Source organism: Stieleria maiorica (genome assembly GCF_008035925.1).
Taxonomy (GTDB): Bacteria; Planctomycetota; Planctomycetia; order Pirellulales; family Pirellulaceae; genus Stieleria; species Stieleria maiorica.
In genome coordinates, this window is sequence record NZ_CP036264.1 from 3,286,070 (window position 1) to 3,302,225 (window position 16,156).

Here is a 16,156-nt window from a genome sequence, read left to right on the forward strand (position 1 = left end):
ATCAAAAAGAGAATGACTATGAAGCTTCATCAACGATCCCTCCGACCACTCGGCTGGCTAGCGGCCATCCTGGTTTTGGCAGTCCTGCAGACCGGATGCGACTCGTCACCCAAGCTCGGCCAAGTCACCGGTGTGTTGACGATGGACGGTGAACCAGTGAAGAACGGCAGCATCGAATTTGTCCCCAGCGGGGGTGGGCGGCCGTCGTTGGCATTGACCGATGCGGAGGGACGCTACACGGCGTACTACCTGCCCAACGTCCCGGGAGCGCTTCCGGGGAAACATCGGATTCGGTTCGAAATCGCCAAGGCCAAGCCCGGCGATCCGGGGCTGGTGCGTCCCAAGGGCAAGGGCCGACCGACCGGTGAAGTCACCTTGGAACCGTCGACGATCGAAGTCGTCGCGGGGGAAAACCAAGTCGACTTCAAGCTGGTCGAAGCTCAAAGCTGAGCCCGCAAACACAAGACCATTCCGATCCGCCGCCGCCCGACTTTTCGCGAAGACAGTGTCTCTTCGCGGAAACAGGGCGGCGGTTGTGTTTACCCCCGGCGGGTTTTCCCTCACAGCTGGACCGTCTCGATGGAGAAGGGCCGCATCGGCTTTGACTGCGGGCAATACTGCAGAGCGACGTTCTCGTAACGTCGAGTCAATTGCACCCCAAAGAGATTGGAAGACGTTGTATGGATCGCCAGAGCACGATTGAACGAATCGAGGAGGTTATCGATCGCCCCGAATTACTTCATTCGCCGCCCGAAGTGGCGCAATCGCTGTTGCAACTGACCAAAAACGATGACTTCGGTCTGCATGAAATCGTCGATTGCATTCGCGCCGATCCGGCGATGTCCAGCCGCGTGCTGCACGTCGTCAATTCCTCTCGCTACGGGCTGAGCACCTCGGTGACCAACCTGCATCAGGCCGTGTCGCTGTTGGGTGAACGCAGCATTCGTTTGATCGCGATGACGTTCAGCATCGCCAATGCGTTTTCCACCGGCGCCGCGCGAGAGCTCTACAACGACTTCTGGCGACAGGCGTTGACGACCGCCGCGGCCGCCCGTCGACTTGCCGTCCACTTGGACGACGTGGATCACAATGACGCCTACACGACGGGGCTGCTGAGCCATCTGGGCACGCTGGTGTTCGCACAAGTCGAAGGGGAAAAGTATCTGTCGCTGTACCGCAGCACTTCGGGACAACGTTTGGCCCAATTGGAGCGACGAAAATACGGCATCGATCATGTCGACATCGGCGCACGCCTGTTGTGCCAATGGCAATTTCCCGACGTGATTTGTGATGCCGTTGGCAGCCACCGCGATCCGGAGATCGAAGCCCCGCTTGCGATGGCCGTTCACGGCGGCGCGCTGGTCACCGACGCGCTCTGGTACGCCGGTGACGAATCGATCGCGGCCTGTCGCGGCTGGTTGGAAGACCGGTTCGATCTGACGATCGACCAGTTCGTCAAGCTCGCTTTGGAATGTCGCGACGAAGTTCAGCTGGAGCTGGAGGTCTATGGCGTCGACGCAGACATTCCGGTCGATCCCGAAGAACTATTGGAACAGGCCCGTCAGCGGTACATGGAATCATCGCTCACCACCGCACTCGACTTCGATTCGTACGACTCCGTGTTCGGCGACGAATGATCCTCTGGGGAACGCAACTCGGCAGCGGCGTGTTGATTGACAAGCCCGCAGCGCGAGCAAGAGACGAGGCAGGTCCACTGACTTGCGCTTCGCGCCTAGTAGGTCAACAGACCGCCGAGAGTTTCGCCCCGCCACACGGTAGAGTAAGCGATCGTTCAAATCCCAGAGCCTTCTGATTCAGAGTCTTCTGATTCAGAGCCTGATGCAGTTGGCCGGCGGGCGTACCGGACGACCCCAACGGCAAGTGTGACGACGGTCAACGGAATCACGAACGCCAGCATGACAAAGGTCAGCGTGCGATTGAACTCCGGCACGGTCGCCGCGGTGACCAGATACGCCGTGTAGGCGCCGTAGTAGGCCAGAAACAGAGCGCCTTCCCAACGCGCGATCACGTGACCGGTCAAGAAGATCGGCAGACAGGCGAACGCGACGGCCACCATCACGGGGATGTCCAACTGAAAGGCCGTGTCCGAAACGGTGACCCCAGAGGCGGAGACCAGCCCCGAAAGGCCTAACACGCCCATGATGTTGAACAAGTTGCTGCCGACCACGTTGCCCACCGCGATGTCCCGTTCCCCCCGAATCGCCGCCACGATTGACGTCGCGACTTCAGGAAGTGAGGTTCCGGCGGCAACAATGGTCAGCCCGATCACCAGTTCGGACATTCCCAGTTGCCTGGCCAACACGACCGCCGCGTCGACAAACCAGCGCGCACCGAGTACCAACAACGCTAACCCGACGACCAAGACGACCAGATTGAGCACCACCCCACCGACCGAAATGGTTGACGTCGATCCGTATTCGGTTTCATATTCCGCGTTGACCGCGGCTTGCTCTTTGCGACTCTTCCACACCGCCAGCGTCAGGTAACCGACCATTCCCGTCACCAACAACGCCCCGTCGATTCGCCCGAGACGCCCGTCCCAGGCAAAACCCCAAACCAGCAAGGACAAACCGATCATCAGCGGGACGTCAAAACGGATCAGTTGCTGAGAAACGCGTAGCGGAATGATCAGTGCCGAGATCCCGAGAATCAACAACACGTTGAAGATGTTGCTGCCCACGACGTTGCCCATCGCCACGTCGGGCTGTCCACGCCAAGTTGATTGAACACTGACGACCAACTCCGGCGCGCTCGTTCCGATCGCGACCACCGTCAACCCGACCACCAGCGGTGAAATCCCCGCCGCGATCGCCAACTTGGATGCACTCCGCACCAACAGCTCCGCCCCAACCGTCAGGACGACCAACCCCAGAACGAGTGTGAGAATGACCAACCGCACGCCCTTTGCTTCGAACCGATCTGAAAACGAATCGACACCGATTTACAGAGAACAGAATTGGATCGTTCCTGCAAGCGGAAATAGGCTCATGAACGTGTCGATGTCGGGCCAGCGATCGACCACGTCATGAACCGTCGGTTTGTGCACGCGGCCCCGCTTCGGGGAAAATGGCGTTAACCTAGCGGTACCCGGTTTTGATCGGCCCAATGTCGGCCCCGGATAACGTGCTTGGAAGGAGTGAATTGTGAAACGTTGCTGTCGATTCGGATCTCTGTTGGTTTTGGTGTGGTGCTCGTTCCACGGCGGGCACGTCGCGGCGCAGTCTCGCGACGGTACACCCCATCGCGATGCGGAAAGCCGAGACGGGATGGTCGTCGCCGTCTCGCCCGATGCGGCGGCGGTCGGCGCGGAGATTCTGGGGCACGGCGGCACGGCGGTCGATTCGGCGATCGCCACTGCGTTTGCCCTGGCGGTCACCCACCCGGCGGCGGGCAATATCGGTGGCGGCGGGTTCATGCTGGTTCACCCCGGCGACGGCAGCCCGGCGGTGGTGATCGACTATCGCGAAAAAGCCCCCTTGGCGGCCACGCGGACGATGTTTGTCGACAACAACGACGCGCGGACGCACCCGTACGTCGGGGTCCCCGGAACGGTCCGCGGATTGAAGCTGGCCCACGAGTTGTACGGTTCGCTTCCTTGGAGCGATTTGGTCGAACCGGCCGTGGCGCTGGCCAGGAACGGGTTCACCCTGCATGAAGGCTTGGCCGGCGACCTGAACCGTCAACTTTCCCGGTCATCCAACGACGAATTCCGACGTGTGTACGGCAAGCCCGATGGCACGCCATGGGTCGCGGGCGACCGAATGGTGCTTTCGGATTTGGCCGCGACACTTCAAAGGATTGCCGAGAACGGACCTGCCGGATTCTATGCCGGCGAAACCGCTGAATTGATCACCGCCGAGATGCAAGCTGGTGGCGGTTTGATTTCGGCCGAGGATCTGCTGCGTTACCGTGCCCGAATTCGAGCGCCGATCCGAAGTCGCTTTCGCGGATATGAAGTCCTCGGGCCTCCTCCGCCCAGCAGTGGTGGGATCACGCTGGCCCAAATGCTCGGCATCGCCGCACAGTTTGACCTCCGCCGCTGGGGGCGATGGTCGGTCCAGACCAACCACGTGATGATCGAAGCGATGCGCCGCGCGTACGCCAACCGTGCGATGTATTTGGGAGACCCCGACTTTGTCACCATCCCGCGACATTTAGCCAGCGGTGATTTCGCGAAGTACATGGCCGGCACGATCGATCTGGATCGGGCGACCCCCAGTGCACGGCTCGGTCCGCCGGTGACCGAACCGGCGGAAAGCCCCCAGACGACGCACTTTTCGGTCATCGACCGTGACGGAATGGCGGTGTCCAACACCTACACGTTGGAAGCCAGCTACGGCAGCGGCATCGTCGTGCGTGGCGCGGGGTTTTTGTTGAACAATGAAATGGGCGATTTCAACCGTCGGCCGGGTGTGACCAACACGCAAGGATCGATCGGGACGGCGGCCAACGAAGTGCGCCCCGAAAAACGCATGCTCAGCTCGATGACTCCGACGATCGTGCTGAAAGACGGCAAGCCGTACTTGGTCACCGGCAGCCCCGGAGGGCGTACGATTATCAACACGGTGTTCTGTGTCACTCTGAACGTGCTGGAATTTGGCATGACCGCCCGCCAGGCCGTGGACGCTCCCCGCACCGATCACGAGTGGTTTCCCGATCGCGTCCGCTTTATGGGGGCCGACGATCCCGAGCACGCCGAGATGGTGGAACAACTTCAACGGCTCGGGCACGCGGTCGTCGACACCAACAGCCAAGGCGACGCCAACACCATCCTGGTCTCCGATGGCAGGTTCATCGGAGCAGCGGATTACCGGTTCGGGGCGGCTGTCGCGGCGACGGGAAGTGACCAGTAAAGTGGAGTCCGGGGCAGCAGCAAACGCTGGTGTTTAGCCTTTAGGGACCGTCCAGCTTAGGGCGATGCTTTTCTCGCGGTACGATGGCCCTTCCGGGCCGTCGCCCGTGGGGCTCAGCGCGACGACCTAGAAAGGACGTCGTACACCCATCCACCGACCACCTCTTACCCAACCGGCTGATGTCAACCGCTTGTCAGCCGTTTGGCGCGAGCCTACGGGCCCTCCCCAGAGGCTGGAAGCCGGGCGCGCAGCTTTTTGACGCGTCAGACCAGGCAGGGCACTGCGGCGGCGGCGCCGGTGGTGCTGGCCGCCGGGGCGGGCACGGCCGGTTCGACGGTTTGCATCGGCATCGGCATGATGACTTCGGCCGCCGGGATCAGTCGCACGGCTTCACATCGCGACAGATAGAACTGACGTGGTTCTTCGCGGCACAGACACAACGCCAGGAAGCGATCGTCGCCGACAAAACGAATCGGGCTGACGATCCGGCGGGTGCGGTTGCCTTTGGAATCCGAATAGACCATTTCGACGACGAAGGTTTCCGAATCGAACATGGCGCGGCGTAGTACGTTTTTCATGGCGTGTCCCCCTGAAGGATGGTAATCACTTCGGACGTGGCAATTTGGGTCGGCCGATTCGTCCGTTGCGGGCAGGTTTCTGCTTGCCTGGAGAAGTATCAGGGGGCGCCGGACACATTCGGTCACGCCAACAGCGCCGCAACCGGATCGCCGTTGCCGCCGATCTTGAAGGGCCGTCCGTTGGGAGCGAATTGCTCCTTTTCCAGCGGCAATCCGGCCGCTGCGGCGATCGTTTTGTTGAAATCGCTGACCGACACGTGATCTTCGTCGACCGAAAAACCTCGTTTGTCGCTGGCCCCGTACACTTGGCCGCCCTTGATGCCGGCGCCGATCAGAAGCGAACAGAATGCTCCGGGGTGGTGGTCCCTTCCCCCGTTGGCGTTGATCGACGGCTTGCGACCGAATTCGGTGGTCAACACGACCAGGGTTTCATCCAGCAAGCCGGTGCGGTGCAGATCTTTCAGCAAGATCCCCAAGGCGGTGTCCAGGTGTGCGGCCCGGTCATTCAGCCGGCTGTAGATGTCCTGGTGCATGTCCCAGCCCCCGTAGGAAACTTCGACGAAGCGGGCGCCGCCTTGAACCAAACGTCGCGCCAACAAGCAACCTTGCCCCAGCGTGTTGTTGCCATAGGCATCGCGAACGGCCTGGGGTTCCTGCTTGATATCAAACACCTTCAATTGGTCGCTGCCCATCAAGTTGCGGGCTTCGTGATAGAGTTGGTTGTAGGCTTCGATTTTTGTATTGCCGCGGTGCGAGGTTTGGAACTTGGTGTCGAAGCGTTCGGCCAACATCAACCGCCGGGCGAACAGTTCGTCCGGCAGGTACTTGGGCAGTTTGATGTTCTGGATGCCGGCGCTGGGACTGGCGACGGGAACCGGAGAAAGCGACGGTTCCAGGAAGCCGGCGCCGGGATGTCGGTTGGCCCCGCCGATCACGTAGTTGCCCGGCAGTTCGTGGTTGATTCGTCCCTGTTCGGCCAACATCCAGCCTCCCATCGCGGGGTGCTGGATGCTGTTGATCTTCTTGTACGACGTCCGCATCAAGTACTGGCCTTTTTCGTGGGCCCCGGTCTCCGTGCTAAGCGATCGCACGACGGCGATCGCGCCGGCCAGGTAGGCGAGTTTGGGGAATCGGTCTCCGTAGGAGATGCCCGGAACACGCGTTTGGATGGGCTTGGTTTCGCCCGCTTCGGGCACGCCCGTCTTGGGATCAAAGGTGTCCAGGTGCGTCATCGCACCTTCCATGAACAGATAGATGATGTGCTTGGCTTTTCCCGCCGGCGTTCCGGCCGCTTGGGCTTCACCGAGCGAAGCCATCGCACCGGATCCGACGGCGCCCGCGAAGGAGACTCCCAGGCATTGGTTGGCAACGCTGCGCATGAAGTCGCGGCGACACTGGTTGGTTGCTTCGGGTGCAGTCATCGTGATCGTGGTTGGGAGGGGCTGGAAATAGTGTCGGGCGAGTGTGCATCGGGATGGACACCGCCGCTTGGAACACGAACCCTTTGATGATTCGGAGACCGAACGTAGCCACCTTCACCAGAAGGTGGTCCTCCGACGCTCACCACGCTCTGGCGAGCGTAGCTACAGCAAAGAGCAGCGGTCCAATGGAATGAAGGAACATTATTGAACGAACAGGAACTCACGGGTGTTGAGCAAGGCCCAGATGATGTTTCCGTAGCCGACGTTGTCGTTGGGCGTCCGCGAGAGCTCCTTGGCGACGAACAGCCGGTCCTTGGTCGCGGGCCGTCGTGCCAGCACGCTCATGAAGATCGCATCGATACGGTCGCGTGTGTCGCGGATGGCCAAGACATCGTCGACGATCGCCGATCCGCGTTCGAGCATGACGTGGGTGATCGGCCCGTTGAACATGGCCAGAATCTGCGGCACCGTGGCTTCTTTCTCCGCACCGTCGATCGTCTCGCGATCACTTTGGCCGAATTGGCGCAAGAAATGGTCGGCACGCTGTGGCGCGGGCAGCTCACTGGCGCGGCACAGGATATTGCCCTGATAGGCGTGCTTGTTCAACTCTCGGTTGTAAGCCGAAAGAAAGTATGTCTTGGCGAAACGCTCCGACTGGGCCTTGGCCTGTTCGAACGTTAGGTTGGCAAAGTCAACGTCCACGTACGGTTTCAGTTCTTCGGCCCCCGGACGCTGAAACGGCATGGGGTTGCGAACCGCCAGCGTCAGCATCGAATCCCAAACCTGCTCGGCCGTCATCCGGCGAATCATCGGCCCCGGAAAGTAGTAGGCTTGGCCACTGGTGACGTCGTAGTCCGACGCCTCGCGCTGATACGTTCGCGAGTACAGGATGATACGAATCAGGTCCTTGAGGTCGAATCCTGATCGCACCAGTTCCTTGCCCAGGCACTCCATTGCCGGTTCATTCACGCACGGATGCTCGTCGCGAAAATCGTCGATCGGTTCGACGAATCCGACGCCCATGAATCGTTGCCACAATCGATTGACGATCATGTTTTGGAATTGCTGGTTGTCCGGGCTGGTCACCCAGGCGGCGAACTGGTGCCGCGGCGAGGCGTTTTTGGCTTTCGAGGGGATCTCGCCCCACAGCACGGCCGGTTCGATCACCGACTTGGGCTTGGCGTCTTGGTAGGCGTAATCGTGCGGCAAACGCAGGGTCGCCTTGACTTCGGAAACGTTGTAGGTGTTGGCGCGAATCATCCGCTGGAACGCGCCGGGGACTCGCCCTTTGTCGTAGTGCTTGCGGGCTTCGCTGATCATCGCGTTGGCGGGATTCGTTTTCTCATAGCCTGGGTCGCCACGCTTGATTCGCGTCCGAGTCCCCGCGGTCAACGCCGCCAATTCATAGAACTGGTACTGGGTCCATTGGTCAAAGGGATGGTCGTGGCATTGGGCACATCCGATCTGGGTGCCCAAGAAGATCCTGACGGTGTTGTCGATGTACGGCAGCGGCATCCCGTCATCGCGCAGTTGGTAGCCGGTCGCGGGATTCTCCCACACCTTGCCGTCGGCGGTCAGCATTTCATAGACCCACTCGTCGTACGGCTTGTTGGTGCGAATCGCATCTTTGACGTACGCCAGGAACGGTTCCGCGATGATGTTCGGCTGGGGGCGTTCGCGCAGCCGCAGCGTGTCGGCCCAAAAGTTGTAGGTGTGACTGACGTAGTCCGGACTGCCCAGCAGCGTGTCGATCAATTCGATGCGTTTATCCGGATCTTTGGAATCCAGAAAGGCTTGGGCCTCGGCCAGCGTCGGAATTCGGCCGGCGACGTCCAAATAGATCCGTCGCAGAAACACTTCGTCCTCGACCGGCGGGTTCGGCGACAACCCTTGCTCGGTCAGCTTGTCTTCGATCAGCGAGTCCAGTTCGGCGGCGGCGAGTTCCAATTCGGTCCGCCGATCGCGCGATGCCGGTTCGACGTCCATCAGGTGCGATGGTCGTGTGCGCACGCTTTCGGGCAGTCGGATCTTTGGCGGTGCGGGTTTCTTCTTGGCGGGCGTCTTTTTTTGTGCCGTCGCGACGGCAGGGGACAGGACCAGCAGGGCTGAAACCAGCGCAAGCAGGGGGGCCGGTCGTCGAAGGAGAGGGGGCAACATGGCGGCGGGAATCATCGAAAATCGCGGACGCATGAAGAGCTACACCTAGCCGTGTCGAGAAGAGGAATCCGTCAATCATTGAACGCGACCGACTGACGATTTGTACCCCATTTTAGCCCACGAGCTGGCAAATGCGGCATGGAACGTGCCGGGTGGGAGGTCAAGAAACGCGTCTTTCGACCGGTCCCCCCGCTGTGCTACAACGGATCGCATGTTGGGTGAAATCAAAGTTGGCCGATGTAGCCGCCAGTGCTACCGCGAAAAGCGACCGCTGAAAGAAGGCGAGTGGTATTACAGTGTCGTGCTGCACAATGACGACGACGAATACGAACGCCGCGATTACAGCGCCGACGGCTGGGAAGGCCCACCGGAGGGGACGCTGGGGCATTGGAAATGCCGGATGCCGGTCGCCGGAGAGAAGAAAATGGTGCTGGCACCGCGGGCCGTGCTGATCGGTTTGTTGCGGCAGATGGAAGACATGCCCGAGCAGGCGAAAACACGATACCTGCTGGCGCTGATCTTACTCCGTCGACGATTCGTCCGCGTCATCAGCGGTCCGCACTCGGCAGCGAAAACCCAAGACGAAGCGGACGCGACGACGTCCGGCCCCCCGATGATGCACTTGGAAGTGGTCGACGACGGATCGACGATCGACGTGGCCGAGTGCCAAATCGCCAAGAGTGAAGCGGAATCGTTGAGCGAGGCGCTGAGCGAGTTGTTGTATTGCGAAGCGAGCGAAATTCAGCAGGAATGATCGATGGTACGGTTTGACGCAAGGATGCGCGCACTGACCTGGCTACTCGTGCTCGGTGTCGGTTTTGTTTCTGGCGGAGCGACCTGCGCCCGACGCGACACGACGTTTCAATTGCCCCCGCCGCCACCGGTGCTGCCCCAAACGCCGACGTTGGATCAGGTCGTTGCGGCGGTCAATCGCACCTCGTCGATCGGAGAATTGTCCACCAACACCGCGTCGGTCGATGTGCTCACCATGCCGGCGCTGCCGAAGCTGTCGGCGACGATCAATTTGCGCAAAGAGCGCGACTTCCGACTCAAGGCCAGTCTGCCCGTCGTGATGGGATCGGGGTTGGACATGGGCAGCAACAACTCTCTGTTTTGGTTCGAAGTCCCCGAGGGCATGAGCCGCACGCTGTATTTCGCACGGCATGATCAGTATCGCCGACAACTCGACCGGGCCGTGCTTCCGGTCGATCCGACCTGGGTCAGCGACGCGCTGGGGCTGGTCCAAATCGATCCCAGCCAAGTGGTCGCCGGTCCGGTCTTGCGGCCCGACGGAAAACTTGCGATCCGATCGGCGTTGCCGTTGCCCGCCGGAACCTTCCAGCGCGTCTGTTACATCGACCGCGCCGCGGGACATGTCACCGACCAACTGTTGTACGCGCCCACCGGCGGCCCGCCGATCGCGGAAAGCCACGCCTCGAACCACCAGTTCTACGTCGATCACAATTGTTCGCTGCCGCATACCGTTCAGCTGTCGCTGCGGCCGCCTGCGGGCGAGCCGTTGGAGATGGTGATCGATGTGGGCGTCTATGCGGTCAACCAGATCTTAAGCGGCGACCCAAATCTGTTCGTCATGCCGCAAGGGGCCAGTCAGTCGATCGATCTGACCACGCTGTCACCGGCCGCTGCCGGCCTGGTCGCGCCGACCAGTTATCAGCTTCCCACCAAATATCAGTCCGAATCGGTCGGTCCGATGCCCTACCGCGGATTGGTCCGGTAGCGTACCGTTTTGACGCCGGCCTATAATGGAATCCTCAGGGGCCGGCGACCGTGAAGCCCGCGATTCAATTTCGCGGGAAAATCGGAGCGGGAATCGCAAAAAACATCTCGAGACAATTGCATGTCGACACTCCACGTGACCAATGACCGCGATATCGTGTTGGTCGACGACGATGAGCTCGAAATCAAGCTGTTCGCCCGCTTCATGACCCTCTCGCAACTGAACAATCCGCTGCAATCGTTCACGTCAGGCGAAGAATTCCTGAGCTTCATGAATGAAGTCGATCAGGACAAGCAACCGGTGCCCGCGATCGCGATGATCGACGTTCGGATGCCGGTGATGAACGGATTCGAAGTGGTCCAGGCCGTTCGGGCAAACCCTTCGTTTGCCGAGATTCCGATGGTCGTCATGTTTTCAAATTCCGACGCGCCGGTCGATGAACAGAAAGCTCGTGACGCAGGGGCGGATGCCTACATCGTCAAACCGCAGGGATTTGAAGGTTACTTGCAGATCTTGAATATGTTGGCCACCGGCCAGGAAATCGAAGGGGAGTCCCCGGTGACGTATTTCAAGTGATCTCGGTCCCATTGGTGTCGGAGAGGGTGAATTTGATGTGCGTGAAGTCCTCCCCCGACTCCGCGTAGATCACGCCGGAATGCTTGTCGACGATCCGCTTGCACAGGCTGAGCCCGACCCCCGTTCCGGAGTGCGCCGATCCGCCGGTGGTGCGATACATCTTGAATACTTCCTTCAGCTGATTCTGCGGAATCGAGGAACCGCTGTTTTTTACCCCGAGAACCCAGGTCTCACCGGAGTGGTTGGCGGTGAAGTGCAGGGTGAATCCGTTGCCGTCGGCATGTGCCAATGCATTGGAAACCAGGTTACGGTAAAGCAGTTCCAGGTACGATTCGTACCCCAACAGATCACCGGGGTGAACGTCCTTTTCTAGGACCACCTGACGGGCACGGATGCTGGTTTCGAACTCTTGCAGGACAGGATTGATGATTCGGTCAAAGTCGAGCGGCTGGCGCTCGATTCGCTCCTCGGAGACCTGCGTCAGCATCCGAAAGTCTTGGACCATCGCCAGCATTTGATCCGAACAGCGCGACGCGTTGGAGATCAAGAACCGCAACTCCTCGTCATCGATCTCCTTCAGATGGTGCGCGATCAAGCCCATCAAATTGGACTGCATCCGCGCCGGTTCACGCAGATCGTGTGCGGCAAGGTGCGCAAAATGCTCCAGGTCACTGTTGGTGATTTTCAGACGCCGGTTGGCACGCACCAGCTTGGATTCTTTGTTCTTGATCGTGACGGCCATCTCTTCAAAGGCGGTTGCCAGGACGCCGATTTCGTCGGTCCTGTCCTTCGGCAACTCGACGACCGAGCCGCCTTCCCGGATCCGATTTGCCGCTTGGGTAATCGCGTAGAGCGGTCGGGTCAGAACGGAGCTCGCCAGGTAGCCGGTGAACATCGCCAGCACGATCAAGGCCAGGGTCACTCCCACAGCCCATCGCACAATGTCATTCTGCGATTCGTGCAGATTCACATTGGTCGCGATCACCCCGATCCCGATCACGTCTTGGCTTCGCGAAGAAAACATGTCGGACGTGCCGAACACGATCTGCCGTTTGCCATCGGCGACCTCGCGCATCGAGGATGACAGCGGGCCGGAGAGGAACTCGGCGAGCGGCGGGTGGTCCGCGTCGAGCGTTCGCCCGTGCGGCAATTCGAATCCGAACGTGCGTTCCGGGTCATTGTGGTAGAGATAGTAACCTTCCTGATTCGTCGCGATGTACTGAAAGTTTTCCGAGTCTGGTTTCAAAAGTGGCCTAAACAGCATGTCGAAACGAATGTTCAGTACGATGATGCCAGATTGTTGACCATGGTCATCGTAGACCCCGGCGACAAACCGCACGGTCGGCTGGAAAGGAACCTGGATCTGACCATTTTCCCGGTTCAAGTTGATCTTGGAAACGTAGACTTCGTGATTCTGCAACTGCTTCGAGGCAATGAAATAGTCTCGCCCCGCTTTGGGTTGCAGTCGGTCGTCGGGGACGACCGTTGTCTGGCCATTGGATTGCTCAACACGCACCATTTCTCGACCGTCTTCGTCCAGGCGGATCAGTCGAACCTGGCTGTAGAACGGTTTCGACGACGCGATTTCGGTGAACACCCGTTGCAACTCCGTTTTCGCGAACTTGAAATCGTCCGTATCGCTTTCCCGCTCGGCGAGTGCGACGGTCCGCACGATTGGCAACTGCGAAACCAGACGCACATTGTGTTTGATGTTGTCGACTTCCTGTTCCAAACTGCGGATGTCCGAAACAAGGATCTGACGCAGACTGTCGAACTGCTGCATTTGTGCGATCTGCACATAACCGATGTAGACCGTCGATCCGATCAGGGCTGCGGTCACCAAGATCAAGGTTACCGACAGCCATCTCAGCTGGATCGCAATTCTCATGTTGCCCCTCGGGTGCAGTCGTAGTGAACGTCAGTGGTTATTATGCATAACGGCGAAGCGTTTCGCATCCGTTGGTGTTCAGGCTTTAGCCGCCCAATGTCGCTGCGACGCAGCGAGGGGGAGTCGTCTTGAAGGGCAAGCAGGACAGCGGCACTTCGCACAAGAAACATCGTGAATCCCCGGTCAAACGTAGCTACCTTCGCCAGAAGGTGGATCCCGGGAGATCCCACGCTCGAATCGAGCGTAGCTGCGTCAAACAAAACTGTCGATCGGAAAGATGATTGATCAAATCCAGCAATTGCGAGCAACACGACTGGCACTGGTCCTTGCACTCACATCGTTGGCGGCGAACCCGTTCTGTCTTGCCCAAACGCCGGGGCGCGTCCAAGACCTTCAAACGCCGACGGTGACCGGTGGAGAACCTGCGGCGGGAAAACGCGTCCGACAGGTTTTGCCCGCCTATCGGGGATCCGATGTCTATCACTTGCTGTACCTTCCTTCCGATTGGCAACCCGGCCAGAAATACCCGGTGATCGTCGAGTACGCCGGTAACAAGTATCAAACCAGCCCCGGCACGGTCGAAGGCAGCAATCTGGGTTACGGCATCTCCGGCGGCAAGGGGGCGATCTGGGTCTGTATGCCGTACGTCGATTCGAAGGAACAGCGTAATCAAACGCGGTGGTGGGGCGACGTCGATGCGACCGTTGCGTACTGCAAGGAAACCGTCGCACTGGTCTGTGATCGATTCGGCGGTGACGCGGAAAATGTTTTCATCGCCGGTTTTTCACGCGGGGCGATCGCCGGCAATTTCATCGGACTCTACGACGACCAGATCGCGTCGTTGTGGCGGGGATTCATCTGCCACAGCCACTACGACGGGGTGAAGCAATGGGCGTATGCCGGCAGCGACCGCTTGTCGGCCGCAAAGCGTTTGAGTCGGCTGGGTGACCGGGCACAATTCATTAGCCACGAAAAATCCGTTGATCCAACGCGCGACTATTTGGCTGACGTCATGCCGCAGGGAAACTTCACCTTTCAAGTCCTGGCAGGCTGGGACCATACCGACACCTGGGTTCTGTACGACATTCCAGAGCGGACAACGCTGAGAGAATGGTTTAACGCCACGTGTCAGGAAACTCGCTGATTTGGATGTCCCAAACGATCGGCAACACCCAATAAACAAACACGGTCAACAACACGATCGAGATCACGTTCAACCAGATCCCCACACGCACCATGTCCGGGATTCGCAAGTGACCCGATCCGAACACGACGGCGTTGGGCGGGGTCGCGACCGGCAACATGAACGCACAGGACGCGGCCACCGTCGCGCCGACCATCAACAGGAACGGGTGCACGTTCATGGAAACTGCCATCGACGCCAGAATCGGCAACAGCATCGAGGTGGTTGCCAGATTCGACGTGATCTCGGTCAGAAAGTTGACCGCCGCGACCAGGATCAACACCAGCAGCAGCATCGACACCGACTCGAGCAACGTCGTTTGTGAACCGATCCATACCGCCAATCCGCTGGACGTGAACCCCTCGGCGAGTGCCATCCCGCCGCCGAACAGCAACACGATTCCCCAGGGCAGGTTCTTGGTGTCTTCCCAATCGAGCAGCGGCAACGGTTTGGCATCTTCGTTGACGTTGCCACTGGGAATCAAGAACAGGCACAGCCCACCGGTCATGGCGATGATCGTGTCATCCAGTCGTGGGAATAACCCCAGTTGCTGTTGCAAAAACGACCGGCTGATCCATGCCGCCGCCGTCAAGGAGAACACGCCGAGCAGTAGCTTTTCTTCCCTCGAAAACGCCTTCAACGCATGGAGCTGCTTCTGGATCTCCTGGCGTCCGCCGGGAAAACTCTTCTGTCGGAACTGGAACGCGAATCGTGTTAGGTAGACCCAACACAGGGCCAGCAAGATCAGCGAGATCGGCAATCCAAACTTGAACCACTGCAAAAAGCTGATTTCCACGCCGTAGACTTCTTCGACGACACCGGCCAGCACCAGATTGGGCGGCGTGCCGATCAGGGTGGCGATGCCGCCGATCGACGCGCTGTAGGCGATCGCCAGCATCAACGCCTTGCCAAACGTCTCGTTTTCACCGGCCTCCGTTTGCGGGTTGTCACGCAGCTGGGCCACGATGGCCATCCCGATGGGAAGCATCATCACCGCAGTGGCGGTGTTGGAAATCCACATCGACAATCCCGCGGTGGCGACCATGAATCCGAGAATGATGCTGGTGATGTTGGTGCCGATCAAGTTGATGATGTTCAGCGCGATCCGCCGGTGCAGGCCCCATTTTTCGATCGCAATCGCGATCAAAAAACCGCCGATGTACAGAAAGATGTAGCGGTGGCCGTACTGGGACGTGGTCGCTTGCAAGTCGACGGCTCCGGTCGACGAAAACAAAACGATCGGCAGCAGCGCCGTCGCGGCAATCGGGATCGCTTCGGTCACCCACCAGACGGCGATCCAAGCCGTCGCCGCCAACACCGCGTTGGCCTCGGGGCTCAGTCCAGACGGGTGAAAGAACATCAAAATCAGAGCAAACAAGATCGGCCCGGCGAGGCGTCCGACAAACTTGGCAGAGAAGGTCATGGTGTGCGTGGTCGTCCTACCGGCGTCAGCTGCGGCAGGGGCGTAGGAAGATTTTGGGGTAAGAAGATTTTGGGGTAGGAAGATTTTGGGGTAGGAAGATTTTGGGGAAACAGTGGAGCTGGTTCAGGCACGCGTCGGCGCGCAAATTTTCTTACCTCCGAAATCTTCCTACCCCAACCTCAACGCCGGACTTTCCCGTCTGGATCCGGGCCCTGAATGGTCGATCGGCCGACCAATCTAACAGATCTCATCGACGGGAAGAGACGCCGACGGTGCGACGACTTCGTTTCCGAACGCAAACGCGAAAACCGAGGAAAC

At 59.6% G+C, this 16,156-nt stretch carries 13 protein-coding genes; 7 read left to right on the top strand and 6 right to left on the bottom strand.

Annotated elements, in window-relative coordinates:
- The first annotated feature begins 12 nt into the window (after nucleotides 1-12).
- Nucleotides 13-450, top strand: coding sequence for a carboxypeptidase-like regulatory domain-containing protein (locus Mal15_RS11420; protein ID WP_233903407.1), 438 nt, complete (start codon nucleotides 13-15; stop codon nucleotides 448-450).
- 230 nt (nucleotides 451-680) lie between these two features.
- On the top strand, nucleotides 681-1,637 hold the full coding sequence (locus Mal15_RS11425; RefSeq protein WP_147867875.1) for an HDOD domain-containing protein: 957 nt from the start codon (nucleotides 681-683) through the stop codon (nucleotides 1,635-1,637).
- A 155-nt stretch (nucleotides 1,638-1,792) separates the two neighbouring features.
- Here Mal15_RS11425 and Mal15_RS11430 read toward each other — a convergent pair whose 3' ends face one another.
- On the bottom strand, nucleotides 1,793-2,920 hold the full coding sequence (locus Mal15_RS11430; RefSeq protein WP_147867876.1) for a calcium/sodium antiporter: 1,128 nt from the start codon (nucleotides 2,918-2,920) through the stop codon (nucleotides 1,793-1,795).
- Between the two features lie 244 nt (nucleotides 2,921-3,164).
- On the opposite strand from Mal15_RS11430, the gene ggt reads away from it, so the two are divergent.
- Entirely contained in the window at nucleotides 3,165-4,874 is a 1,710-nt protein-coding gene (gene ggt, locus Mal15_RS11435) for a gamma-glutamyltransferase (RefSeq protein WP_147867877.1), read from the top strand.
- 263 nt (nucleotides 4,875-5,137) lie between these two features.
- Here ggt and Mal15_RS11440 read toward each other — a convergent pair whose 3' ends face one another.
- The 3 genes from Mal15_RS11440 to Mal15_RS11450 form a co-directional block, all read right to left on the bottom strand.
- The gene (locus Mal15_RS11440; RefSeq protein ID WP_199773847.1) at nucleotides 5,138-5,452 is read right to left on the bottom strand and encodes a WYL domain-containing protein; all 315 of its coding nucleotides are present in this window, start codon (nucleotides 5,450-5,452) and stop codon (nucleotides 5,138-5,140) included.
- A gap of 122 nt (nucleotides 5,453-5,574) precedes the next feature.
- Nucleotides 5,575-6,873, bottom strand: a complete 1,299-nt coding sequence (locus Mal15_RS11445; RefSeq protein WP_147867878.1) for a DUF1501 domain-containing protein — start codon at nucleotides 6,871-6,873, stop codon at nucleotides 5,575-5,577.
- 201 nt (nucleotides 6,874-7,074) lie between these two features.
- Nucleotides 7,075-9,030 (bottom strand): DUF1549 domain-containing protein, encoded by a 1,956-nt coding sequence (locus tag Mal15_RS11450; RefSeq protein ID WP_199773848.1) that lies wholly within the window; start codon nucleotides 9,028-9,030, stop codon nucleotides 7,075-7,077.
- 211 nt (nucleotides 9,031-9,241) lie between these two features.
- On the opposite strand from Mal15_RS11450, the gene Mal15_RS11455 reads away from it, so the two are divergent.
- The 3 genes from Mal15_RS11455 to Mal15_RS11465 all read left to right on the top strand — a co-directional run bounded on the left by Mal15_RS11455 (nucleotide 9,242) and on the right by Mal15_RS11465 (nucleotide 11,344).
- Nucleotides 9,242-9,784 (top strand): hypothetical protein, encoded by a 543-nt coding sequence (locus Mal15_RS11455; RefSeq protein ID WP_147867880.1) that lies wholly within the window; start codon nucleotides 9,242-9,244, stop codon nucleotides 9,782-9,784.
- A 3-nt stretch (nucleotides 9,785-9,787) separates the two neighbouring features.
- Nucleotides 9,788-10,768, top strand: coding sequence for a hypothetical protein (locus Mal15_RS11460; RefSeq protein WP_147867881.1), 981 nt, complete (start codon nucleotides 9,788-9,790; stop codon nucleotides 10,766-10,768).
- A gap of 120 nt (nucleotides 10,769-10,888) precedes the next feature.
- On the top strand, nucleotides 10,889-11,344 hold the full coding sequence (locus tag Mal15_RS11465; protein ID WP_147867882.1) for a response regulator: 456 nt from the start codon (nucleotides 10,889-10,891) through the stop codon (nucleotides 11,342-11,344).
- On the opposite strand, the gene Mal15_RS11470 is transcribed toward Mal15_RS11465, so the two are convergent.
- A complete protein-coding gene (locus tag Mal15_RS11470; protein WP_147867883.1) occupies nucleotides 11,337-13,232 on the bottom strand; it encodes a sensor histidine kinase in 1,896 nt (631 codons plus the stop codon). The genes Mal15_RS11465 and Mal15_RS11470 overlap by 8 nt on opposite strands.
- 277 nt (nucleotides 13,233-13,509) lie before the next feature.
- On the opposite strand from Mal15_RS11470, the gene Mal15_RS11475 reads away from it, so the two are divergent.
- The gene (locus tag Mal15_RS11475; protein WP_147867884.1) at nucleotides 13,510-14,376 is read left to right on the top strand and encodes a hypothetical protein; all 867 of its coding nucleotides are present in this window, start codon (nucleotides 13,510-13,512) and stop codon (nucleotides 14,374-14,376) included.
- Here the strand turns inward: Mal15_RS11475 and Mal15_RS11480 are convergent.
- Nucleotides 14,348-15,838, bottom strand: a complete 1,491-nt coding sequence (locus Mal15_RS11480) for an SLC13 family permease (protein WP_147867885.1) — start codon at nucleotides 15,836-15,838, stop codon at nucleotides 14,348-14,350. The two genes, Mal15_RS11475 and Mal15_RS11480, sit on opposite strands and share 29 nt — an antisense overlap.
- Nucleotides 15,839-16,156 lie beyond the last annotated feature (318 nt).

What these genes read in the sequence shown, in the direction of transcription:
- Mal15_RS11420 (WP_233903407.1), top strand. Translation starts at nt 13, where the DNA reads ATGACTATGAAGCTTCATCAACGATCCCTCCGACCACTCGGCTGGCTA.
- Mal15_RS11425 (WP_147867875.1), top strand. Translation starts at nt 681, where the DNA reads ATGGATCGCCAGAGCACGATTGAACGAATCGAGGAGGTTATCGATCGC.
- Mal15_RS11440 (WP_199773847.1), bottom strand. Translation starts at nt 5,452, where the DNA reads ATGAAAAACGTACTACGCCGCGCCATGTTCGATTCGGAAACCTTCGTC.
- Mal15_RS11445 (WP_147867878.1), bottom strand. Translation starts at nt 6,873, where the DNA reads ATGACTGCACCCGAAGCAACCAACCAGTGTCGCCGCGACTTCATGCGC.
- Mal15_RS11450 (WP_199773848.1), bottom strand. Translation starts at nt 9,030, where the DNA reads ATGTTGCCCCCTCTCCTTCGACGACCGGCCCCCCTGCTTGCGCTGGTT.
- Mal15_RS11455 (WP_147867880.1), top strand. Translation starts at nt 9,242, where the DNA reads ATGTTGGGTGAAATCAAAGTTGGCCGATGTAGCCGCCAGTGCTACCGC.
- Mal15_RS11460 (WP_147867881.1), top strand. Translation starts at nt 9,788, where the DNA reads ATGGTACGGTTTGACGCAAGGATGCGCGCACTGACCTGGCTACTCGTG.
- Mal15_RS11465 (WP_147867882.1), top strand. Translation starts at nt 10,889, where the DNA reads ATGTCGACACTCCACGTGACCAATGACCGCGATATCGTGTTGGTCGAC.
- Mal15_RS11470 (WP_147867883.1), bottom strand. Translation starts at nt 13,232, where the DNA reads ATGAGAATTGCGATCCAGCTGAGATGGCTGTCGGTAACCTTGATCTTG.
- Mal15_RS11475 (WP_147867884.1), top strand. Translation starts at nt 13,510, where the DNA reads ATGATTGATCAAATCCAGCAATTGCGAGCAACACGACTGGCACTGGTC.
- Mal15_RS11480 (WP_147867885.1), bottom strand. Translation starts at nt 15,838, where the DNA reads ATGACCTTCTCTGCCAAGTTTGTCGGACGCCTCGCCGGGCCGATCTTG.